Raw genomic sequence first — 17635 nt, forward strand, 5'->3', positions numbered from 1 at the left:
GGATCTGCGACACCGCCCTTCAACCTGTAATTCCTCTCTCTTGACCACCGACTGCCCAACCCCGGAACCGGCCGCTACGGTAGGCCCCCGTGACTGATCGAACAGCCGCATTGCTCGCTGCCCGCTATCGCCTTGTCCGGCCGCTCGGCCAGGGCGGCATGGGTGTCGTCTGGGAGGCCTGCGACGTACTCCTCAACCGCGACGTCGCGGTCAAGGAACTGGCCCCGAACGGGCTGACCGAGGCCGAACTGGGTGACGTGCGCGAGCGCGCCATCCGGGAGGCCCGGGCGCTCGCCCAGGTCGACCACGTCAACGTAGTCCGCGTCTTCGACGTGGTGCGGGACGACGAGGACGCACCGTGGATCATCATGGAACTGGTCCGTTCCCGCTCGCTGTTCGACGTCGTCAACGAGGACGGCCCGGTCACCCCGGCCCGGGCGGCCGAGATCGGCCTCGCCGTCCTGAACGCCCTGCGGGCGGCTCACCGGGCCGGCGTCCTGCATCGTGACGTGAAACCGGCGAATGTCCTGCTGGCCGACGGCGGGCGGGTGGTGCTGACCGACTTCGGTCTGGCCGAGATGGCCGGCGACTCGGCGATGACGCGTACGGGCGTGGTTCTCGGAAGCCCGTCCTACCTGGCTCCGGAGCGGGCGCTGGACGAACAGCCCGATTTAGCCGCCGACCTGTGGTCGTTGGGGGCCACGCTCTACGCCGCGGTCGAGGGCCGTCCGCCGTACGAGAAATCCTCCCCGATGGCGACCCTGGCCGCCCTGCTGGTCGAGCCGCCGACGCCCCCGGAACGTGCGGGTGCCCTGCGTCCCGCGTTGGACGCCCTGCTCCGCAGAGATCCGGCCGAACGCGCCGACCCGGACGAGCTGGAACGTCTGCTCCGGGCCGCGATGAACGACGATCCGGGCCCCTCGACCGGGACGCCCGCATCAGACGCGACACCCGAAGCCGCCGCGAAACCCGCGGAGGCGACGACGGCGGCGCTGCCACCGGCCGCGCCCCGGCGCGACAGACGACGTCACTGGACGATCGCCGCGGCGATCGTCGTCGCGGCCGTCGCGGCCACCGGGTGGCCGTTGACGCGGTCCGAAGGGGCCGAGGAACGGACGGACGCGGTGGCCGGTCCGTCGGCTGGGGCCTCGCCATCCGCTGAGCCTGACGGCGTCCAAGCACCTCTCCCCGTCGCGGTGAGCGTCCCGACGGCGAAGACCGCCGGGTCGCCGCCCTCGCCCGCGGCGCCGCCACCGTCGCCCGGAATCAGTGTCAAACCGGGTGACGGCGCGGCGCCCGGACAGAACAAACCGGGCACCGCGCAGACCACGGTGTCCACCAACCCGGCTGCTCCGCCCGTGGTCGCCACCACCACGAAGGCCCAGACCACCACCCCGGGCATCCAGATCTGGAACCACGAGACCGGCACCTGCCTCGATGCCCGGAACACCGGGGGTGACCTCCAGCTCGGGAACTGTCAGTCCCGGGACAGCCAGAAGTTCACCTTCCCGTCGGACGGCACCATGCGCGTCCTCGGGCTGTGCGTACACATCAGAGGCACCGAGGACGGCGCCCGTCTGGGCATGGGAACTTGCAACGGCTCGTCCGCCCAGCGTTTCCACCTCAACGGCCGGTACGACCTGGTCAGCGTCAAGGTCGACAAGTGCGTCGACGTGACCGACCACAATTCCGGCAACGCCGTACCAGCACAGATTTGGGAATGCACGGGCGCGGAGAACCAGAAATGGAACTGAATACCTTCACACCCCGTGCGCACCACCGCACGCAGAGAATTTTTGGACTCACCGGATGAAGCTCCGGGCGGACCGCCCGTTCGGCGGGTAGGCGGCGTCCGACGCGCCGCGACTGCGGAGGAGAACAAAAGTAATGAGCACCGACGAGCTGGACTTCACGACCAGCGTCTTCGACAAGGAATACATCACCCTCGCCGGAACTCGCGAGGGCATCGTGCGCGGCGGGCGGGACCTGTTCGACCGGCTGCCCCGCGCGTTCGAGGGGATCAACCAGATCGCGGTGATCGGCTGGGGCTCACAGGGCTCGGCCCAGGCCCAGAACCTGCGCGACTCCCTCGGCGACCGGCTCAAGGTCGTCGTCGGGCTCCGCGACGGCTCGACGTCGGTCGACGCGGCCCGCGCCGCGGGCTTCACCGAGGCCGACGGCACCCTCGGCGAGATGTTCGAGGTCATCGCCGCCTCCGACATGGTCCTGCTGCTCATCGCCGACTCGGCCATGGCCGAGCTGTACGAGCAGGTCTTCGCCGCGCTGCGCCCCGGCGCCACGCTCGGCCTCTCGCACGGGTTCCTGCTGGCCCACCTGAGCCAGCAGGGCGCCCGGTTCCCCGAGAACGTCGACGTGATCGCCGTGTGTCCCAAGGGCATGGGCGCCTCGGTCCGGGCCCTCTATGTGCAGGGGCAGCAGACCAACGGGGCCGGCATCAACGCCAGCTTCGCCGTCGAGCACGACCGCAGCGGCCGCGCCGTCGACCGGGCGCTGGGCTGGTCCGTCGGCCTCGGCGCGCCCTACACCTTTCAGACCACCCTGCGCTCGGAGTACCTGTCGGACCTGACCGGCGAGCGGGCCATCCTGCTCGGCGGGGTGCACGGCATCGTCGAGAGCCTCTACCGCCGGTTCCGCGAGGCCGGGATGAACGAGACCGACTCGTACCGCAACTCGGTGGACTGCGTGACCGGGCCCATCTCCCGGACCGTCTCCAAAGACGGCCTGATCGGGCTCTACCAGCAGCTCGGCGACGAGGACCGCGAGGTCTTCGCCCAGGCGTACGCCGCCGCTTACCCGGTCGGGCTGGAGCTCACCCACGAGATCTACGACGAGGTCGCCTCGGGCAACGAGATCCGCAGCGTCATCCTGGCCGGACAGCGGCTCACCCGCTTCCCGATGGGCAGGATCGACCAGGCCGAGATGTGGCGTGCCGGCGAAATCGCCCGAGAGACCCGCGACGACGACACGCTGCCCCTGAACCCGTTCACCGCGGGCACCTTCTGTGGCGTGATGATGGCCCAGATCGACACGTTCATCGAGAAGGGCCACCCCTATTCGGAGATCGCCAACGAGTCGGTCATCGAAGCCACCGACTCGCTCAACCCGTACATGCACGCCCGCGGCGTGGCCTACATGGTCGACAACTGCTCCACCACGGCCCGCCTCGGATCGCGCAAATGGGCGCCGCGGTTCGACTACCTGCTCACCCAGACCGCGTACCCGGCGATCGACCACGGCACCAGCGAGCTGGACACCACGCTGGTCAAGACATTCACCGAGCACCCGATCCACGAGGTTCTGCGGATCTGCGCCGAGATGCGCCCGTCGGTCGACATCTTCGTCCAGTGACCGGAGCACCCGACGCACAACTGGCCGGACAACTGGTCGACAGCTACGCGAAGCTCGCCGGCCGGGACCTCGTCCCCGACGGCGTACAGGGGCTCGAAGCCGCGCGGTGGCTGCACGAAGCACCTTTCGCCCTGCTGGTGCACGACACGTCGCCGGACCCGCTGTTCATCTATGCCAACGCGACGGCCCAGAAGGTCTTCGGGTACGGCGCGGACGAGTTCATCGGCCTGCCGTCACGGCTGTCCGCGGGCGAGCAGGACCGCGACGCGCGAGCCCGGTTCATGGCGTCCGTACTGCGCGACGGCTACGCCGATGGCTATCGCGGCCCGCGGGTGCGCAAGGACGGATGGCAGTTCTGGATCGAGGACGCCACGATCTGGAACGTCCTCGACGCCGGCGCGGCGATCGTCGGTCAGGCCGCGCTGCTCCGACGGTGGAAGAGCGCTTCGACCGTTTAGCTACTGTCAGGGTGGTCACGCCGGTTCGGGTCGGTAGGTGGAAGAGCGCGGTCTTCTGGTGATCATTTCAGGTGTCTGGGCTGGATGATCGAGAAGGACCGCGCACGTGGAAGCATCATCGTTGAGCGGCGGCTTGTCCGCACGTCTGCACGGCGTGTCGCCACTGGTGAAGCAGGACCGGTGGGGTTTGCAGGTTCTGGCGCAGGTGCCGGACCCGCGGGACCGGCGGGGCCGGATCCATCAGTTGTCGGGTCTGCTCGCGGTCGCGGCGGGGCCTCGGGACAGTGTCGGGGCCGCCGCCGGCCGCTGATCGTGATCCCGGCTCGGTTCTCAGCGCCGTCGCGGGTAACCGCGGGCTCGTCCTCGCCGGCCGGGTGCTATAGGGCGCCGGCGGCGGCATCATCCCGCTCGGCGTGGCCGTGGCCCGCCCCACCTTCCGGCCCGAGCGCCGTGCCCAGGCGATCGGCATCATCCCGGCCGTCTTCGGCGTCGGCACGGCCTCGGGCTGGTTCTCGGCGGACTGATCGTCGACCACACCTCGTACACCTGGATCTTCTGGATCACTGCCGTGCTGGCCGCCGCCTCCGGGCTCGCGGTCGCCCTGGTGCTCCCCGAAATGGGGTGGCGGTGCCGGGTGGTCGAGGTGACCACCCGGCACCTGATCGGCTCAGGCCGCGGCGGAGATTTCCGCCGCAGTCAGCGAGACCGTGTCGGGCGCATCCGGCGCCACCAGGGCCGGAAGCTTGCGGTCGAACAGTTCGGTGACCCGCTTGCTCGGCAGCACCCGCTGGTGCGGCCACGTCGCCTTCTGAGCGAGCTTCGCCCCCCACTCCGCCGCGTGACCACGCTGGTTGGGCGTGCCGTGATGCCCGACCACGTCGAAGCTGCAGTCACCGCTCGCGGCGGTGAACTTGACGGCATCACGAATCCGCTTCCACGACAGGTTCTTGCCACGGTTGTGGCCCAGGAAGTACCCGCCGAGGCCGTCGGCCATCAGCTCCCACCGCCGGGTCGCCTCCGGCGTGTTGGCCGGCACCGCGCCCAGACCGTCCGCTTCCTGAATCTGGTGGCCGAACTCGTGCGCCAGGAGGGTGGCCGGTGCGACGTCGCCGAACCCGATGGCGCGGGCGCCGGTGAGCAGGCCGTCGCCGACCACGATCCGCTTGGAGAGCTGGGCCCCGGGCGGCGGCACCTCTCCCTCACCCGGAACGAGGCTGACCGCGTTCGTCGTGAACAACGGGAAGTTCCCGTGGTCGTAGACGTCCTGGTCGGCCAGTTCCTTGAGGGCCGCCGCGGCCTCGGCCGCGATCTCGGCCGAGACACCGTAACCGGCCTGAAGAGCCCGAGCCGACCGGGCGGGGTCCACGAGGGTCGAGCCGTGCATCGGGACCAACTCGATGCCCTTCGACCGGATGTCCCAGAATCCCCGCAGTTCGGTGAACGTGCGGCGAAGCTCGGAGGTGTACTCACCGTGCAGACCGAAAGAGCGCTTCCGCTCCGGCTCCGCGTAATAGGCGGCGTCGAGCAGCGGGACGTCGTACTGCAGGATCGTCCGCAGTCCCTCTTTCTGCGCCGGGCTCCATCCGGTCAACAGCGACGCCACCCAGCCGTCGAAGCTGGTCTCGCCGCACTCATAGTCACCCGGGTCGATGATCGAAGCCGCCGGAGTCTTGCTCTGCAGGCCGGCTGCCTGCTTGCGGGCAAGGTAATCGCTGGGCAGCAGTTGCCGCAGGCGCTGGACGAGCGCGGTGGTGCGCGCGTCGGTGTCAACAGGACCAGCCTCCGCCGGTACGGCTGCCGGGCCGGCCACCAGGACCGCGACAGCTGCCGTGATCGGCAGAATCCATTTCCTTCGCAACGAGGCTCCTCAGTTCGTCGGAACAGGGCGATATTGCCCACCGACACAAACGCGGCCGCGGTGAAGGCTTCACTACCGGCACTCGTTACTGATGTAACCCACGACTCACACAGCTCAGCTCCCGCTTCGGTCGGCAATCACCCCACGATGGTCGCCAGTACCTCGTTGAACGCCTCGGTCGAGCTGGGATGGGTCCAGATCGCGTCGCGCAGTCCGCCAGCGGTCGTTCCGCCGCGCATGGCCAGTGCGACCGTGTTGATGAGTTCCTGGGAATCGACGCTGAGCAGGGCCGCGCCGAGGATCTCGTCGGTCTCGGCATCGATCACGAACTTCATCAGACCCCGGGTGTCGCCGACGATCCGGGCGCGGGGCATCGCCGCGATCGCCGCGATCGGCTTGACCGCGACCCGCACGCCACGCCCGGCGGCGTCGCGGAGGATCCGGCCGTCCGGTTCGGGCCCGTACGTGGAGCTGGCGGCTCAGGTCGCCGATAGCACGCGGACGACGTACCAGAAAGGCACAACCCCTCCGTCGGTGATCGCGACGTCATGGCCGGGGCTTGCACTGCGCGCCGGCCGAAGACCCGCTACGTCGCCGGCCGGCACGCCCGGTCGCTGACGACCATGCGCAGTGGCTCGGCGACCGGGCCCACCACCGCATGATCATGGCGGCGTTGCGGGGTCCGGCCCGGTCGACCAGCAGCCGAGCCCTCAGCGAACGCCGCCACGACGGACCGGCGCCGTAGTCTCCGCTGAAGCGGGGTGGTCGAGGCCGAGCAGGTGGTTGTTGCGGAACATGTCGACGAAGGCCTGGTGATCCTCGCGGGCCTGGGCGCCGTAGCGGTGGGCGAACTCGACCAGGTGACGCACGAAACCCGACTCGTCGTGGTCGACGGCCGCGATGATGGCCTCCTCGGTCGAGAAGTCCACCAGGTCGTGGTGGGACTCGTCATCGGCGACCGAGTGCATGCGGGCGACCGCACGGCCCAGGTCGGCGGCCACCCCGGCCAGGTCTTCGCGCTCGTTCACCTCCGACCAGTCGAGATCGGCGGCGTATGGCGAGACCTCGGCGACGAACTGGCCCACTCCGAAAAGCTCGGTGTGCCCCACCCACGGGTCGGCGTACGCCTGCAGGGCCCGCTGCGACTCCGCCGTACGGTGGCCTTGGTGTTCGAAGTAGGCCCGGACCCGGTCGTCGTCGATCCAGCGGGCCACCGCCGGCACCTGCGCCTGCTTCACGTAGAGGATGACGTCGTTCTCCAAGGCCTGAGTGTGCCCCTCCAGCAGCAGGCTGTACGAGGGCAGCCCGGCCGAGCCGATGCCGACGCCCTTGCGCAGCTTGATGTCCTTGACCGTGGTGGACACCGGACGGTTCGTGGCCGGCGCCGACTTGAGATAGTGGTCGAACGCTCTCAGCACGGCGATCTCGGTGGCGTCGTCGACCGGCTCGACACCGTGGGTGAGCGCGAACCGGCGGTCGTACGCGGTGATCATGGTCTGCGATTCGAGAAGCCCGGCGCGGGTCTTGAGCCGGGCCTGCTGGAGCACGCGGCGCAACACGCCGCCGGCGTTGCCCAGGCCGATCGGCCCGACCGCACCGGACCCGGCGACCAGCGCCCGCAACTCACTGAGATAGCTCCGCGCGAACGTGACGACCAGCTCGGTGATGGTGTCGTCGGACAACGCCTTCGCGTACGCGATCAGCGCCAGACTTGCCGTGAACCGCTTGAGATCCCAGGAGAACGGGCCGACGTACGCCTCGTCGAAGTCGGTGACGTTGAAGACGAGCCGGCCGGACGAGTTCATGTACGTGCCGAAGTTCTCGGCATGAAGGTCGCCGTGGATCCAGATCCGGCTGGTCCGCTCGTCGAGGAAGCGGCCGTCGGCGTAGGCCCCGGCCAGGTCGGCGTAGAACAGCGAGGCGCTGCCACGGTAAAAAGCGAACGGGGAGGCCGCCATCTTGTGGAACTTGCGGCAGAACGCCCCGGGGTCGAGCGCCATCGCGGCGCCGAACTCCCGGAGCAGAACGTCTTTGACGTATGAGGCACGGGACTGCTCGGTCATACGCCCGCAAACGACGGGGAGTCCGTATCGTTCACCGGGCACGCAGGGTGTGGTTCATCCGGAACATCGCGGCCGGGTCGTAGTGCTGCCTCACGGCCACCAAGCGGTCGTAGATCTCGGGGCCGTCAACCTCGCTGAGCGTCCGCGGGTCGCGCGTCTCCTGCGCCGAGCGGAAATTGACCATCCGGCGACGCCGGGGATCGGTCCACGGCCGACGTCACCGGCACCAGCCCGATCAGCGTGGACGTGACCACGCCGAAGTTGCCCCGGCCACTCCGCAACGCCGCGAACAGGTCGGGCTCCGAGGCGGCGCTGACCGTGCGCAGCTTGCCGTCGGCCGGGCCGGCCGCGCCCACCGCCACCGATGTTCGAGCGCATCGGCTTCACCACCGACTCATCGATCCTTCTCCTCCGGCCTCGACAGGACGGCTGAACATCGAGCCAATGAATGCGTGTGTGTCGGTATGACCGGTCGCTCGGTCCGGTCGGTGGAAACAGGAGTGACGATGCTCAGGACACGAACCATCAAACGAGCTGTTGGCGCATCACTCGCGGCGGTCGTGGCGAGTGCGGGTCTGGCCGCGCCGGCGTTCGCGGCGAGCCAGCCCCTCAACTACGGCGGGTCCGTCGGACAGTTCGACAACAATCCCGGCAACGGCGCGGCGAGTTGGGCCTACTTCTCCAACAGGGGTGGCGGCGGGGTAGGTTCCAGCTTCCTGCGGGTGCAGTTCTACAACGGGTCGACGGACGTCATCGACGCCAATCCCGGCGAGACCCGAACCAAGAACTTCTCCCAGGACATCTGGCTGATGCAGGTCTGCATCGGCCGGTTCGGCTGGGAGCACCCCGACTGTTCGGGCTGGCAGGGCTGACGACAACTGGTCGGCGGCGGTCATTGCTGGACAGCGGTGGCCGCCGTTCTTGCCCCCGGAGTTCGTGCCTCCGGCCCACCACTCTCGGCCGGACGCGGCCGGCTCGAACCCAGCTTCGCCCGGTCTGAACAGGAAAAGGCAGCGCGCGTTGGCGGAATCATGACGAAGAGTCGTGATCGGTCTTCCCCATCGCGCGGACTCTGGTGCCGCGCCGACGTGGTCGAGGGCGTGAAGCATCGACAACGAGCGGAATTCCTCGATCCGTACGCGCTGACCCGGCCAGGCCGAACAGGTGAGCCATCAGGCCTGGACGATCGCGGCGGAGCCGCGCATCAGCCTCGGCTGGGGTGCGCCCGAAATTGTCTTCACGCCGGCCGTACGCACGGCGCTCGACGAACTGTTCGCCGACGCTGCGGCCCTCGGCATCACCGTGGTCGCCGCAGCCGGCGACGAAGGCAGCGCCAGCGGCCTACAGGACGGTGGATCCCACGTCATGTTCCCCGCAGGCGAGCCCGTACGTCCTCGCCTGCGGCGGAACCACGCTGCTCCTTGAGAATGGCACCATCGCGGCCGAACGCACGTAGAACGGCGGCAGCTCGGGCGCCGGGGCGGCGGGTGAGCGAGGTTTTCGATCTGCCGCATTGGCAGAAGGACGCGCAGGTGCCATCCCCGGCATGTCAGCCGCGAACCTGGACGCGGTGTCCCCGACGTGGCCGCTGTCGCCGATCCGTCGACCGGCTGTCAGATTTTCGTTCCGGGGCTCCCGACGCCGGAGCGCCGCTCGAAGCGCTGGGTAAGGCGATCGCCGCGCGAGCCGCTCGGTCGCCGGTGAGAGACACCCGTGCGCGGGTCACCGGTGCGACCGGCGGCCCGCGCACGTCCTCTCAGGCGTCCCGGCGGCGACCCTCGATCAGGCTCACCGCGGAGGAGGTCGCAACGATCCGCTCGAGCTCCAGCCCGGCCGAGGCGAACAGCTCCCGGTATTGCTCCGGAGTGCGCTCACGGCCACCCGCGACGGACAGCATGATCACGTCGATCAGCAGGCTCGGGTGGTCCTGGTTGTCGCTCGGCAGCACCATCTCGATCAGCACCACCCGCCCGTCCGGCGCCATCGCATCGCGGCACCGCACGAGGATCTCGCGGGCCGTCTCGTCCGACCAGTCGTGCACGATGTGTGACAACAGATAGACGTCACCGCCGGCGGGAACGGCCTCGAAGAAGTCGCCGCCTTCGGCGCTGATGCGATCCTCGGTCGCGCTCAGGTCGGCCTGGGCCACCACCTCGGGCCGGTCGAAGAGGATGCCACGCGAGCCGGGAACGGCTTCCACAACGGTACGCAGCAGGGTGCCGATGCCGCCGCCGACATCGACGATGAGCCGGGCGCCGGGCAGATCCCACGCGGCGGACACCGCCGCCGCCTCCGGGCCGTGGATGCCGAGCATGGCCCGGTTGAAGGTGGTGCCCTCCTCCGGATTGCGGGCGAAATGCTCGAAAATCGGGACTCCGACCGCGAGATCCGTACCGGTGATGCCGGTGCGCGCCGTAGCGGCCAGCCGCTGGTACGAATCGACGAAGGTCGGACTGAGCAACGCCAGCACCACCTCACGACCGGCCGCCGGATGCCCGCTCAGCAGCGTCCGGCTGACGTCGTTGAGCGCATAGGTCTCGCCGTCCCGGTCGAAATACCCGGCGGTGGAGAGCGGTCGCAGCATCCGGTTCAGACTGTCGCCCACGGTGCCGGTTTCGGAGCCGAGCTCGCTCACCGGCCGAGGGCCGTCCGCAAGCAGGTCGACAACGCCGAGCTCGACGACGGCGGCGAGGGACTGGGCGAGCACGGCGCCCATGGCGAGGCCGAACACGGAGGCCTGCGGCGGGGCCGCGATGTCACTGGTCACGATGGTTGTCGTCCTTTGCTGTTAGGTGTCACTGGGAATGGAGGGTCGTCAGGAAAGCCGGGCCGCCACGACCCGGACGCCGGTGACGAACTCGACGCCGGGCAGCGCGGCCACCCGGCGACGGATCCGGTCCTCGATCAGCGGCCGGGTCGCGGACAGCCCGGCCAGACCGATCGGTTCGCGGGACAGCGGCTGGCCTTCGATGATCCAATGCAGGTCGCCCACCAGGTCGCCGAGCACCGCGCCCCGCGCCCCGCGCGATCAACTCAGCCGTGAATCCCAGGAAGAGTTCCTCCAACGTCGCCAATCCTCGGCTGAGCAGCGCGTGCAGCTGCCGGCTCTGCGGCACCCCGCGCCGAGGGGTGGGACCGTCCGGGAGGTCGTCGCTCTCCAGCACCACGACCCGGTCGTACCGCCCGGCCAGGACCGAGGCGGCCAGCAGCCCGGCGATCGACCCGCCGATGACGTACGCGTTAGTTCGCATAACCCGCTAACGCGCTACCGATCTCTCGCTTCACCGCTTCGCTCGATCCGCGGCGGCGAGATCTCCCTGCGCAGCACCTTGTCGGCCGAGTTGCGCGGCAGTCTGTCCAGGATGAGAAGGCGCGATGGTTGATACCACTCGGTCATTCCCCGCGCGGTCAGAAAGTCGCGCAGCTCCTCCAATGAGGGCGCCGGACCCGCCGGGACGACGGCCGCGAACGCCTTCCTGACCGTGGTCCCCTCGGCTGCCCACCTGGTGGCGGCCGTCGCTGGCCGAGCAGATGACGAGCATGCCGTGGCGCGGCTGAATGTCGAGGCGGCGGTGCGGGGGCCAGCCCAACGCGCGCAGGAGGTGCTGCGCGCCCACCCGGCCTCAGCGGGCCGGAAGGGCCATCCCCAGCACCAGGCTGGCGTCGATGATCGCCGGTGGGCAGACTCGGGCAGGTAGAGCGGGCATCGGCATCGTGCCTGAGCGGGGACGCGCGGGCAGGACAGCGGGTACGAGTGGACCGACGAGATGTTCCTTCGGTCGGATAGGTCGTGTCATGACCGAACAACCTCATTCAGCGATGAGGCGCGACACGTCAGGGGCAGCCTGAAGCCCTTCACCGGCGTAATGCTGAAATCAATCTGGGATTCAGCGGAAAGTATTGTATGATTATCGGATGCTGTATCGAACTCCCGCACTCGCCGATGACGACAAGCGCGTGCTCGGCGAACTGGACACCATGCGGGACAACCTGCGGTATCAGATCGCCGAGCCGCACCGCTGGACAGGGCAACTCCGGCGCACCCTGATCGCCCACGCTATCCAGGGTTCGAATTCGATCGAGGGCTACCAGGTGTCCCTGGACGACGCCGCCGCTGCCGTCGCCGGCGACGAACCGTTAGAGACAAACCCGCAGACCTGGGAGGTCATCACCGGCTACCGCGACGCCCTGACCTACGTGCAGCAACTCGCCCGGTCGCGTGAGTTCACCTGGCAGCACATGCTGCTCAACGCGCTGCACTTCATGATGCTCCGCCATGACCTCAGCAAGTGGCCGGGCCGCTACCGTCCGGGAGACATCCACATCGACGAGGCGCACACCGGCCGACGCGTCTACACCGGGCCGGACGCCGACGACGTTCCGTCGCTGCTCTCCGAGCTGATCGACTGGCTGGCCGACGGCGAACCGGAGACACCGCTGCTCGTCCAGGCCTCCATGGCCCACCTGAACCTGGTCAAAATCCACCCCTGGCGGGACGGAAACGGCCGGATGTCGCGCTGCCTGCACACCCTCGTACTCGCCCGCGACGGTGTCCTCGCCCCGGAGTTCTCTTCCATTGAGGAGTGGCTCGGCGTCGGCCGAAACACCTACGCCTACTACGACGCGCTCGGCGAGGTCGGCGGCCCAACCTGGCAGCCCGACAACGACACCAGCCAATGGATCCGATTCTGCCTGAGCGCCCACCACCAACAAGCCCAACTGGTCCGGCAACGCCTCGACCAAGCCGCGCATCTCTGGGACCTGCTCGACACCTGGGTCCGGCGCAACGGACTGCCCGAGCGGGCCGTCAGCGCCCTACACCTCGCCGCCACCGGCGGCCGAGTACGCCGCACCCTCTACCAACGCGACGAGAACCTCACCGACGACCAAGCAACCCGCGACCTCCGCGCACTCGTCCGGGCAGGCATGCTCGAACAACACGGCGAGACCCGCGGCAGGTTCTACCTCACCTCGCCGACACTCCGCGACCTCGCCGCCCCCGCGCTGCGCCCAAAGGAAATCATCGACCCGTACCAACGTTGAGCCGCAGGCCCCGGCACTACAAATATCCGACGGTCAGCGCGCCGCGAACGGACGCCATTCCCTGTCTACCGAATTGGACCCATGCGGCCGGTCATACCAGAAGGCATTCCAGACTCTCAGCATTTGGGCCCAAATAGGATACTCAACCTATCCTATTTATCGTGATTTTCCACGAAATTTGGTGTCCGAGGGGGGATTCGAACTCTTGTACGTATCACCTGTGCGCCATTCAGGGTGCGCATACTCATAGGTTACGGCACGGCTAGGGTTGGTTCAAGTCTGATCGCCATAACATTGCGTAAGCGTGCAGCCATAAAGCTGGATTGCGGCCGCCGCCGCTCTGTGGGACATCGGCGGGCACCACGAGAGCCGCTCTGCACGCTGGTAAACTTTCAGCTGGTTAGCGTTGGCGGCAAGCCGTACCGTTCGCGTTCTTCAGCGCTCAGTGCACGCGGCTCACCGTCTTCAGTCAAAACCTGCCCCGGGCCATTGCAGACGTCCCAGCTCATGATCGTGCCGTCGTCGTAGGTGACGATGACGCTGCCTCGCCAAGACAGACTGCGCACTCTTCCACGAGGTATGTCAAGTGCGGCAAGGGGCCGCCCGTCTTGAGCGCTCCAGATGTAGAGCATGCGGTCATCGCTGATGGTCGCGAGGCGGTGCCCGCCGGTTCCCCAGGTGAGGTGTTTGACGTTGCCCGTGTGGCCAAGACAGCGTGAGGTGACTTGCTTCTGCGCTACGGCCCAGATCTCGACGTGGTTGCCGACGGCGGCGGCGAGTCTTGTGGAGTCATCCGACCAGGCCAGGGCTGCTACCTTTTCGGCCCCTTCGGTTCGCCATTGGCGGACGAGGGTGTAGTCGTCTCCTCGCCATAAGCTCACGTTATGTTCGCGGGCGACTGCAGCTATGAGGCTTGAGTCCGGGGACCAGGCAATCGTCCCGGTGCTGTCTTCGCCTCCGTCGAGAACTGCTAGACGCTGCGGTTTGGCCACGTCCCAGACCGAGAGGGTGGGTGCGGTTCTATCGAAGAAGCGTGCTTATGGACGGCCAGCCGTGAGCCGTCGCCGGACCAGGCGAGTCCGTAAACCCATGGGAGCGGCGTCGATGTCGGTTTGCGTTTCGGGATTTGTCGCGGGTGAGCGCCCCACTGCACCCGGAGCCCACCGGATCGCGCGTCCCACAGGGTGACCTGTTCCTGTCTGGCGGTTGCGACCAGGTCGCCTAGTGGCGAGAACGCGATTGACAGGCAATCGTCGTCTCCGAGTCGCAGCGGCGGTGCTACCTTGTCCGCTTCGATGATCTCCGGCATCCTTCCGATCCTTTTTACAGCGGCTCGTCTGAGGTCCGGAGACCAGGAGATTTTCTGCAGGCTTCCGGTAGGCAGGCGATGGAAGCTTCGGCCGGTAACGTCCCAAATCTCGACGTCGTGAAGTGAGGTTCCTAAGCCTATTCGTTTGCCATCGGAGGACCATGCGATCACGCTGATTTGGTGGGGGCGTGCCCGCCGCTCAACTGTGCGGCCGGTGCCGACGTCGATCAGCGCCACGCGGTCACGGTGGCGTGTTCGACGCACGGAGCAAGCGATGACGTCCTCGACGGGTGACCATGCCATGGTTTCGGTCATGCCGGGTGGTGCGCTTTCGGCGGCTTGGCCGGTGTCGGTGTTGTAGATCCACAGCGTGCGGGCCTTCGGCGCTAAGAAGTCGGTGCGACGCATTGTGAATGCCGGGTCGGCTGAGACGGCGAGCCGGATTCCGTCAGATGCCCAGCACAACACCGGGCGCGCCCACGCTACCTGTTGTCGCAGGACCTCCGGCGTGTGCTCGCCGATGCTGACGACGAGCAGCAGGTCGTTGGAGGCGATGGCCAGCCGGTCACCCTGGGGAGACCATGCTGTGGCGCGAACGTGCGTGGCGGCGATGCTGGTGACAAGCTGCGGGACGTCCTCGTTCAAGCGGTAGACGTCGACGGTTCGGTAATCGAACTGTCCTGCAAAGCAGACATCGCCGTGCCACGAGAATGAGTCAAACGATGCTGGAAGACTCCCCCTCCGGGTGCCCAGGTTGCGGCCGTCTGCGACGCGCCACAGCATGGCGCCTCGATCGTGCTCGGTGAGGGCGAGGGCCCCGCTGGCACTCAAAATGGTTTGCCCCCTCGCTCCCGGTTCAGCGGCAAAGGCAACCTCGGCAAGGCGATCGGCGTCGTCCCAGGTGCAGACGCGCCCCGTCTTGTCGGCGGTGCGCAGGCCCTGGCGGTCGGGCAACCAGACTGCGGAGGTGATGCCGGTGGTGTGCCCGACGGTGAGGTGCCGTGTTCGCGAGGTGGCGGTCAGGGCCCAGCGCGTCATCGTCGCTGCCGGGGTGGGTGGCAACTCGTGTAGCGCGGTGTGGGCCAGTGCCACAGCCAGTTCGGGGTCCTGCCGGCGCACCTGTTGTGCCAACTCGGCGATCCGCTCGGACTGTCGGACGCGGTCCTGGTGATCGAACTCTTGGGACGAGTCGAGCAGGCGTCGGGCTGCAGTGGAGACGGGTGCCTCGGCTGCGAGCACGAGAGCATCGGCAAGCGTTCGGCCGCGCAAGAGGTCGTCGTTGTGTGGGTCCGCTTGCCATGCTGCCGCGCGGTGCTCGAGCCGGGTGATGCGGTGCAGGCGCTCCTCGTTGGCACTGATCAGACAGGCGAGTCGTCGCCACTGGCGGAACAGGGCGTCGTGGGTCAATTCGAGGCAGGTGCCGTCCTCGACGTCGATGATCAGACGGGCTGCCCTGAACTCCTCAAGAATGCTCGCTGCGGTGGTATCGAGGTCAGATCGTTCGATCGACTTTCGTACGGTTTCGCTACCTTCCATGCCGATACCGCGCAGCAGAGCAGAGTCGACAGTCTGTTGGGGGTAACGCTCGGTGAGGGATTCGTAGATCTGCTCGGCGTGAGCTGCGATAGCGCCGCCGACCTCCCCCGCCTGTTCGTACTGGGCCACCGTGATGTGTTGGCGATCGGACTGCAGGTGCAGACGTTGCAGCAGGTGGCTGAGCAGGGGAAGCGCATCACCGACCGTGGCATCGGCGGTCATGCGGTCGATGAGGTCGTCCTCGAACGTGAGTCCGGCAGCCCTGGCAGGCCCCGCGATGGCCTGTCGGATGCGAGCCGGATCCAGCAGACCGACGGCCACCGGCCGGGTGATGAAACCGGCCTGCTGATCGGTGAGCCGGCGGCGGAACTCGGGCCGGATCGCCACCAGCAGGCGCAGTTCCGGCAGCACCGTCAGCGTTCGGGTCAGCAGGCTCCACCACTGGGCCCGGTCGTGCTCGCCGGTCATCGTGTACAGGTCTTCGGCCTGGTCGACAACGAGCAGTACAGGGCCGCGGGCGGCGGCGAGGAAGCTTGGCACAACCTGGAGTGGAGCTTCCGGAGAGGCGGCCTCCTCGCGCAGCAGTCGCGCCGTCTCCAGCACAACCTTTGGGCCATCCGCTAGAGCCGCGGCGAGGCTCATAAACGGGTCGGCGGCCGGACGTAATGGACCCACTACGGTCCAACGCCGTGGGAGTCGAGCGAGGACACCCGCGCGGATCAGCGAAGATTTACCCACTCCCGACGGGCCGACGACCGTAACTATCCGGGTCGCCGGCGCCGGCCCCGAGCGCTCCAGTCGGTTCAGTACGTCCCTTGCCTCGCGGTCGCGCCCAAAGAAGACGCCCGCGCGCTCCGCCGTGAACGCCGCGAGGCCGGGGTATGGGCTTTCCGTGCCGCGCCACGTTACCGCTGTCCGGCGATGGACGAAGAAGCGCCAGCTGAGCCACAGGACGACGCAGAGTGGGAGCCACAGGTAGGCGTAGTCAAGGACAAACCGCCACGGCCCACGCCAGCTGTCCGTTCGCGCCGTCACGATGTTGATAGCCAGACCGACGGCAATCGTGCCCAGCAGCGCACCGGACTCGCGACGGTACTCCCTTAGTGCCCGCCCCACATGGTCATCGCACTACGAGAAGGCACTGCTCGCCAGCGCGTGGCGGATAGCCGACAGAGACACCAACCATGGACGGGACTGGACTCACACCCCCTGACGTGGCTAAGCCCGGATCTCGATCAGCGGCACCGCGAAACCGATGGATTGCACTGCGACGTGCTTCCCCCTGCGGCTGACCGAGACACCCACCGTCGCAGCCTCCTCATGTCGTGATGAGGTGCCATGGCTTGCCGAGGGCGACGCGACGGAAGGCGTCGATCTCGCGCAGGTGGGCGTCGTGCACGTATGGGACGAGAGCGGCCTCGCTGGCGTGCAGGCAGGCCCGGTAGCCGATTTCGCGCAGCGGGTGTCCGTCGGGCGGTGCCGGGCTCTCGGGGTCCCAGCCGACGATGGCGCAGATGCTCTGCGCGGTGCGTCGGGCATGCGGGCGGGCGATGGCCCAGGCCGGCTCGGGGTACATACCGCGCAGGCTCCACAGGTCGCTGCGGTCAGGGATGGTGGGGATCTGCTCGTGGTCGGTGGTGGTGCCGGCCAGCTTGTCGAGCCGGTTGCGCAGGCTCTCGCGGCGCCCGGCGATCGCAATGTTGTCCGTCAGGGCCGACTCGGTGAGCCACGAGACCGCGTCATTGTGCTCGGACGGGCCGAGCCCGGCGGCGGCGACGGCCTGCGCTGCGGCGGCGTCGAAGTCCTGCCAGAACTCGTGCGAGCCGACGCCACACGGCCACCAGTCGAGGTAGCTGTCCTGGTCGGTGATCGGCTGCCGCCCGCTGACGAGCGCGGCTACCTCGGGGAAGCCGGTCGAGGTGTACCAGTCGGCCAGCTCGACGCGGCCGAGCCAGTCAGTCAGTCGCCACCACGCGTCCCGCTTCGGGCGGGCGCACGC

Annotated in this window: 16 protein-coding genes; 6 read left to right on the forward strand and 10 right to left on the reverse strand. The window is 68.1% G+C overall.

Features of this window, described 5'->3' with window-relative positions; all coding sequences use genetic code 11:
• Nucleotides 1–89: 89 nt before the first annotated feature.
• The 3 genes from ACGFIQ_RS27615 to ACGFIQ_RS27625 all read left to right on the forward strand — a co-directional run bounded on the left by ACGFIQ_RS27615 (nt 90) and on the right by ACGFIQ_RS27625 (nt 3827).
• On the forward strand, nt 90–1754 hold the full coding sequence (locus ACGFIQ_RS27615; RefSeq protein WP_393248414.1) for a protein kinase: 1665 nt from the start codon (nt 90–92) through the stop codon (nt 1752–1754).
• Nucleotides 1755–1887: 133 nt separating this feature from the next.
• Nucleotides 1888–3369 carry a hypothetical protein gene (locus ACGFIQ_RS27620; protein WP_393248415.1) on the forward strand — a complete coding sequence of 494 codons (1482 nt, stop codon included), beginning with the start codon at nt 1888–1890 and terminating at the stop codon, nt 3367–3369.
• Nucleotides 3366–3827, forward strand: coding sequence for an MEKHLA domain-containing protein (locus ACGFIQ_RS27625; protein ID WP_393248416.1), 462 nt, complete (start codon nt 3366–3368; stop codon nt 3825–3827). Before ACGFIQ_RS27620 ends, ACGFIQ_RS27625 begins: the two co-directional genes overlap by 4 nt.
• A 667-nt stretch (nt 3828–4494) precedes the next feature.
• On the opposite strand, the gene ACGFIQ_RS27630 is transcribed toward ACGFIQ_RS27625, so the two are convergent.
• The 5 genes from ACGFIQ_RS27630 to ACGFIQ_RS27650 all read right to left on the reverse strand — a co-directional run bounded on the left by ACGFIQ_RS27630 (nt 4495) and on the right by ACGFIQ_RS27650 (nt 8104).
• Complete coding sequence (locus tag ACGFIQ_RS27630) at nt 4495–5685, reverse strand: hypothetical protein (protein ID WP_393248417.1); 1191 nt, start codon at nt 5683–5685, stop codon at nt 4495–4497.
• Nucleotides 5686–5822: 137 nt separating this feature from the next.
• Nucleotides 5823–6098: a hypothetical protein gene (locus tag ACGFIQ_RS27635; RefSeq protein ID WP_393248418.1), complete on the reverse strand. Its 276-nt coding sequence runs from the start codon at nt 6096–6098 to the stop codon at nt 5823–5825.
• Nucleotides 6099–6395: 297 nt separating this feature from the next.
• Nucleotides 6396–7748 carry a DUF2252 domain-containing protein gene (locus ACGFIQ_RS27640; RefSeq protein ID WP_393248419.1) on the reverse strand — a complete coding sequence of 451 codons (1353 nt, stop codon included), beginning with the start codon at nt 7746–7748 and terminating at the stop codon, nt 6396–6398.
• 31 nt (nt 7749–7779) lie between these two features.
• A complete protein-coding gene (locus ACGFIQ_RS27645) occupies nt 7780–7932 on the reverse strand; it encodes a BBE domain-containing protein (RefSeq protein WP_393248420.1) in 153 nt (50 codons plus the stop codon).
• A complete protein-coding gene (locus ACGFIQ_RS27650) occupies nt 7874–8104 on the reverse strand; it encodes a hypothetical protein (protein ID WP_393248435.1) in 231 nt (76 codons plus the stop codon). The genes ACGFIQ_RS27645 and ACGFIQ_RS27650 overlap by 59 nt, the downstream gene beginning before the upstream one ends.
• 150 nt (nt 8105–8254) lie before the next feature.
• Here ACGFIQ_RS27650 and ACGFIQ_RS27655 point away from each other — a divergent pair, with 150 nt between their 5' ends.
• Both ACGFIQ_RS27655 and ACGFIQ_RS27660 read left to right on the forward strand, forming a co-directional pair.
• The gene (locus ACGFIQ_RS27655; RefSeq protein ID WP_357556985.1) at nt 8255–8620 is read left to right on the forward strand and encodes a hypothetical protein; all 366 of its coding nucleotides are present in this window, start codon (nt 8255–8257) and stop codon (nt 8618–8620) included.
• Nucleotides 8621–8912: 292 nt separating this feature from the next.
• Complete coding sequence (locus ACGFIQ_RS27660) at nt 8913–9173, forward strand: hypothetical protein (protein ID WP_393248421.1); 261 nt, start codon at nt 8913–8915, stop codon at nt 9171–9173.
• A gap of 331 nt (nt 9174–9504) precedes the next feature.
• Here ACGFIQ_RS27660 and ACGFIQ_RS27665 read toward each other — a convergent pair whose 3' ends face one another.
• Together ACGFIQ_RS27665 and ACGFIQ_RS27670 are read right to left on the reverse strand one after the other, a co-directional pair.
• Nucleotides 9505–10515: a methyltransferase gene (locus ACGFIQ_RS27665; RefSeq protein ID WP_393248422.1), complete on the reverse strand. Its 1011-nt coding sequence runs from the start codon at nt 10513–10515 to the stop codon at nt 9505–9507.
• Between the two features lie 48 nt (nt 10516–10563).
• The gene (locus ACGFIQ_RS27670) at nt 10564–10740 is read right to left on the reverse strand and encodes a hypothetical protein (RefSeq protein ID WP_393248423.1); all 177 of its coding nucleotides are present in this window, start codon (nt 10738–10740) and stop codon (nt 10564–10566) included.
• A gap of 923 nt (nt 10741–11663) precedes the next feature.
• Here ACGFIQ_RS27670 and ACGFIQ_RS27675 point away from each other — a divergent pair.
• On the forward strand, nt 11664–12791 hold the full coding sequence (locus ACGFIQ_RS27675) for a Fic family protein (protein ID WP_393248424.1): 1128 nt from the start codon (nt 11664–11666) through the stop codon (nt 12789–12791).
• Nucleotides 12792–13183: 392 nt separating this feature from the next.
• On the opposite strand, the gene ACGFIQ_RS27680 is transcribed toward ACGFIQ_RS27675, so the two are convergent.
• From ACGFIQ_RS27680 to ACGFIQ_RS27690, 3 genes are all read right to left on the reverse strand, one after another.
• Nucleotides 13184–13783: a WD40 repeat domain-containing protein gene (locus ACGFIQ_RS27680; protein WP_393248425.1), complete on the reverse strand. Its 600-nt coding sequence runs from the start codon at nt 13781–13783 to the stop codon at nt 13184–13186.
• Nucleotides 13762–16752: an AAA family ATPase gene (locus tag ACGFIQ_RS27685; protein ID WP_393248426.1), complete on the reverse strand. Its 2991-nt coding sequence runs from the start codon at nt 16750–16752 to the stop codon at nt 13762–13764. Before ACGFIQ_RS27685 ends, ACGFIQ_RS27680 begins: the two co-directional genes overlap by 22 nt.
• A gap of 202 nt (nt 16753–16954) precedes the next feature.
• Nucleotides 16955–17635: hypothetical protein (locus ACGFIQ_RS27690; protein WP_393248427.1), on the reverse strand; the 681-nt coding region annotated here is incomplete at its 5' end.

The sequence above is a fragment of the Micromonospora sp. NPDC048898 genome, assembly GCF_043198035.1.
Taxonomy (GTDB): Bacteria; Actinomycetota; Actinomycetes; order Mycobacteriales; family Micromonosporaceae; genus Micromonospora.

What these genes read in the sequence shown, in the direction of transcription:
- ACGFIQ_RS27645 (WP_393248420.1), bottom strand. Translation starts at nt 7,932, where the DNA reads ATGGTCAATTTCCGCTCGGCGCAGGAGACGCGCGACCCGCGGACGCTC.
- ACGFIQ_RS27675 (WP_393248424.1), top strand. Translation starts at nt 11,664, where the DNA reads ATGCTGTATCGAACTCCCGCACTCGCCGATGACGACAAGCGCGTGCTC.
- ACGFIQ_RS27640 (WP_393248419.1), bottom strand. Translation starts at nt 7,748, where the DNA reads ATGACCGAGCAGTCCCGTGCCTCATACGTCAAAGACGTTCTGCTCCGG.
- ACGFIQ_RS27620 (WP_393248415.1), top strand. Translation starts at nt 1,888, where the DNA reads ATGAGCACCGACGAGCTGGACTTCACGACCAGCGTCTTCGACAAGGAA.
- ACGFIQ_RS27655 (WP_357556985.1), top strand. Translation starts at nt 8,255, where the DNA reads ATGCTCAGGACACGAACCATCAAACGAGCTGTTGGCGCATCACTCGCG.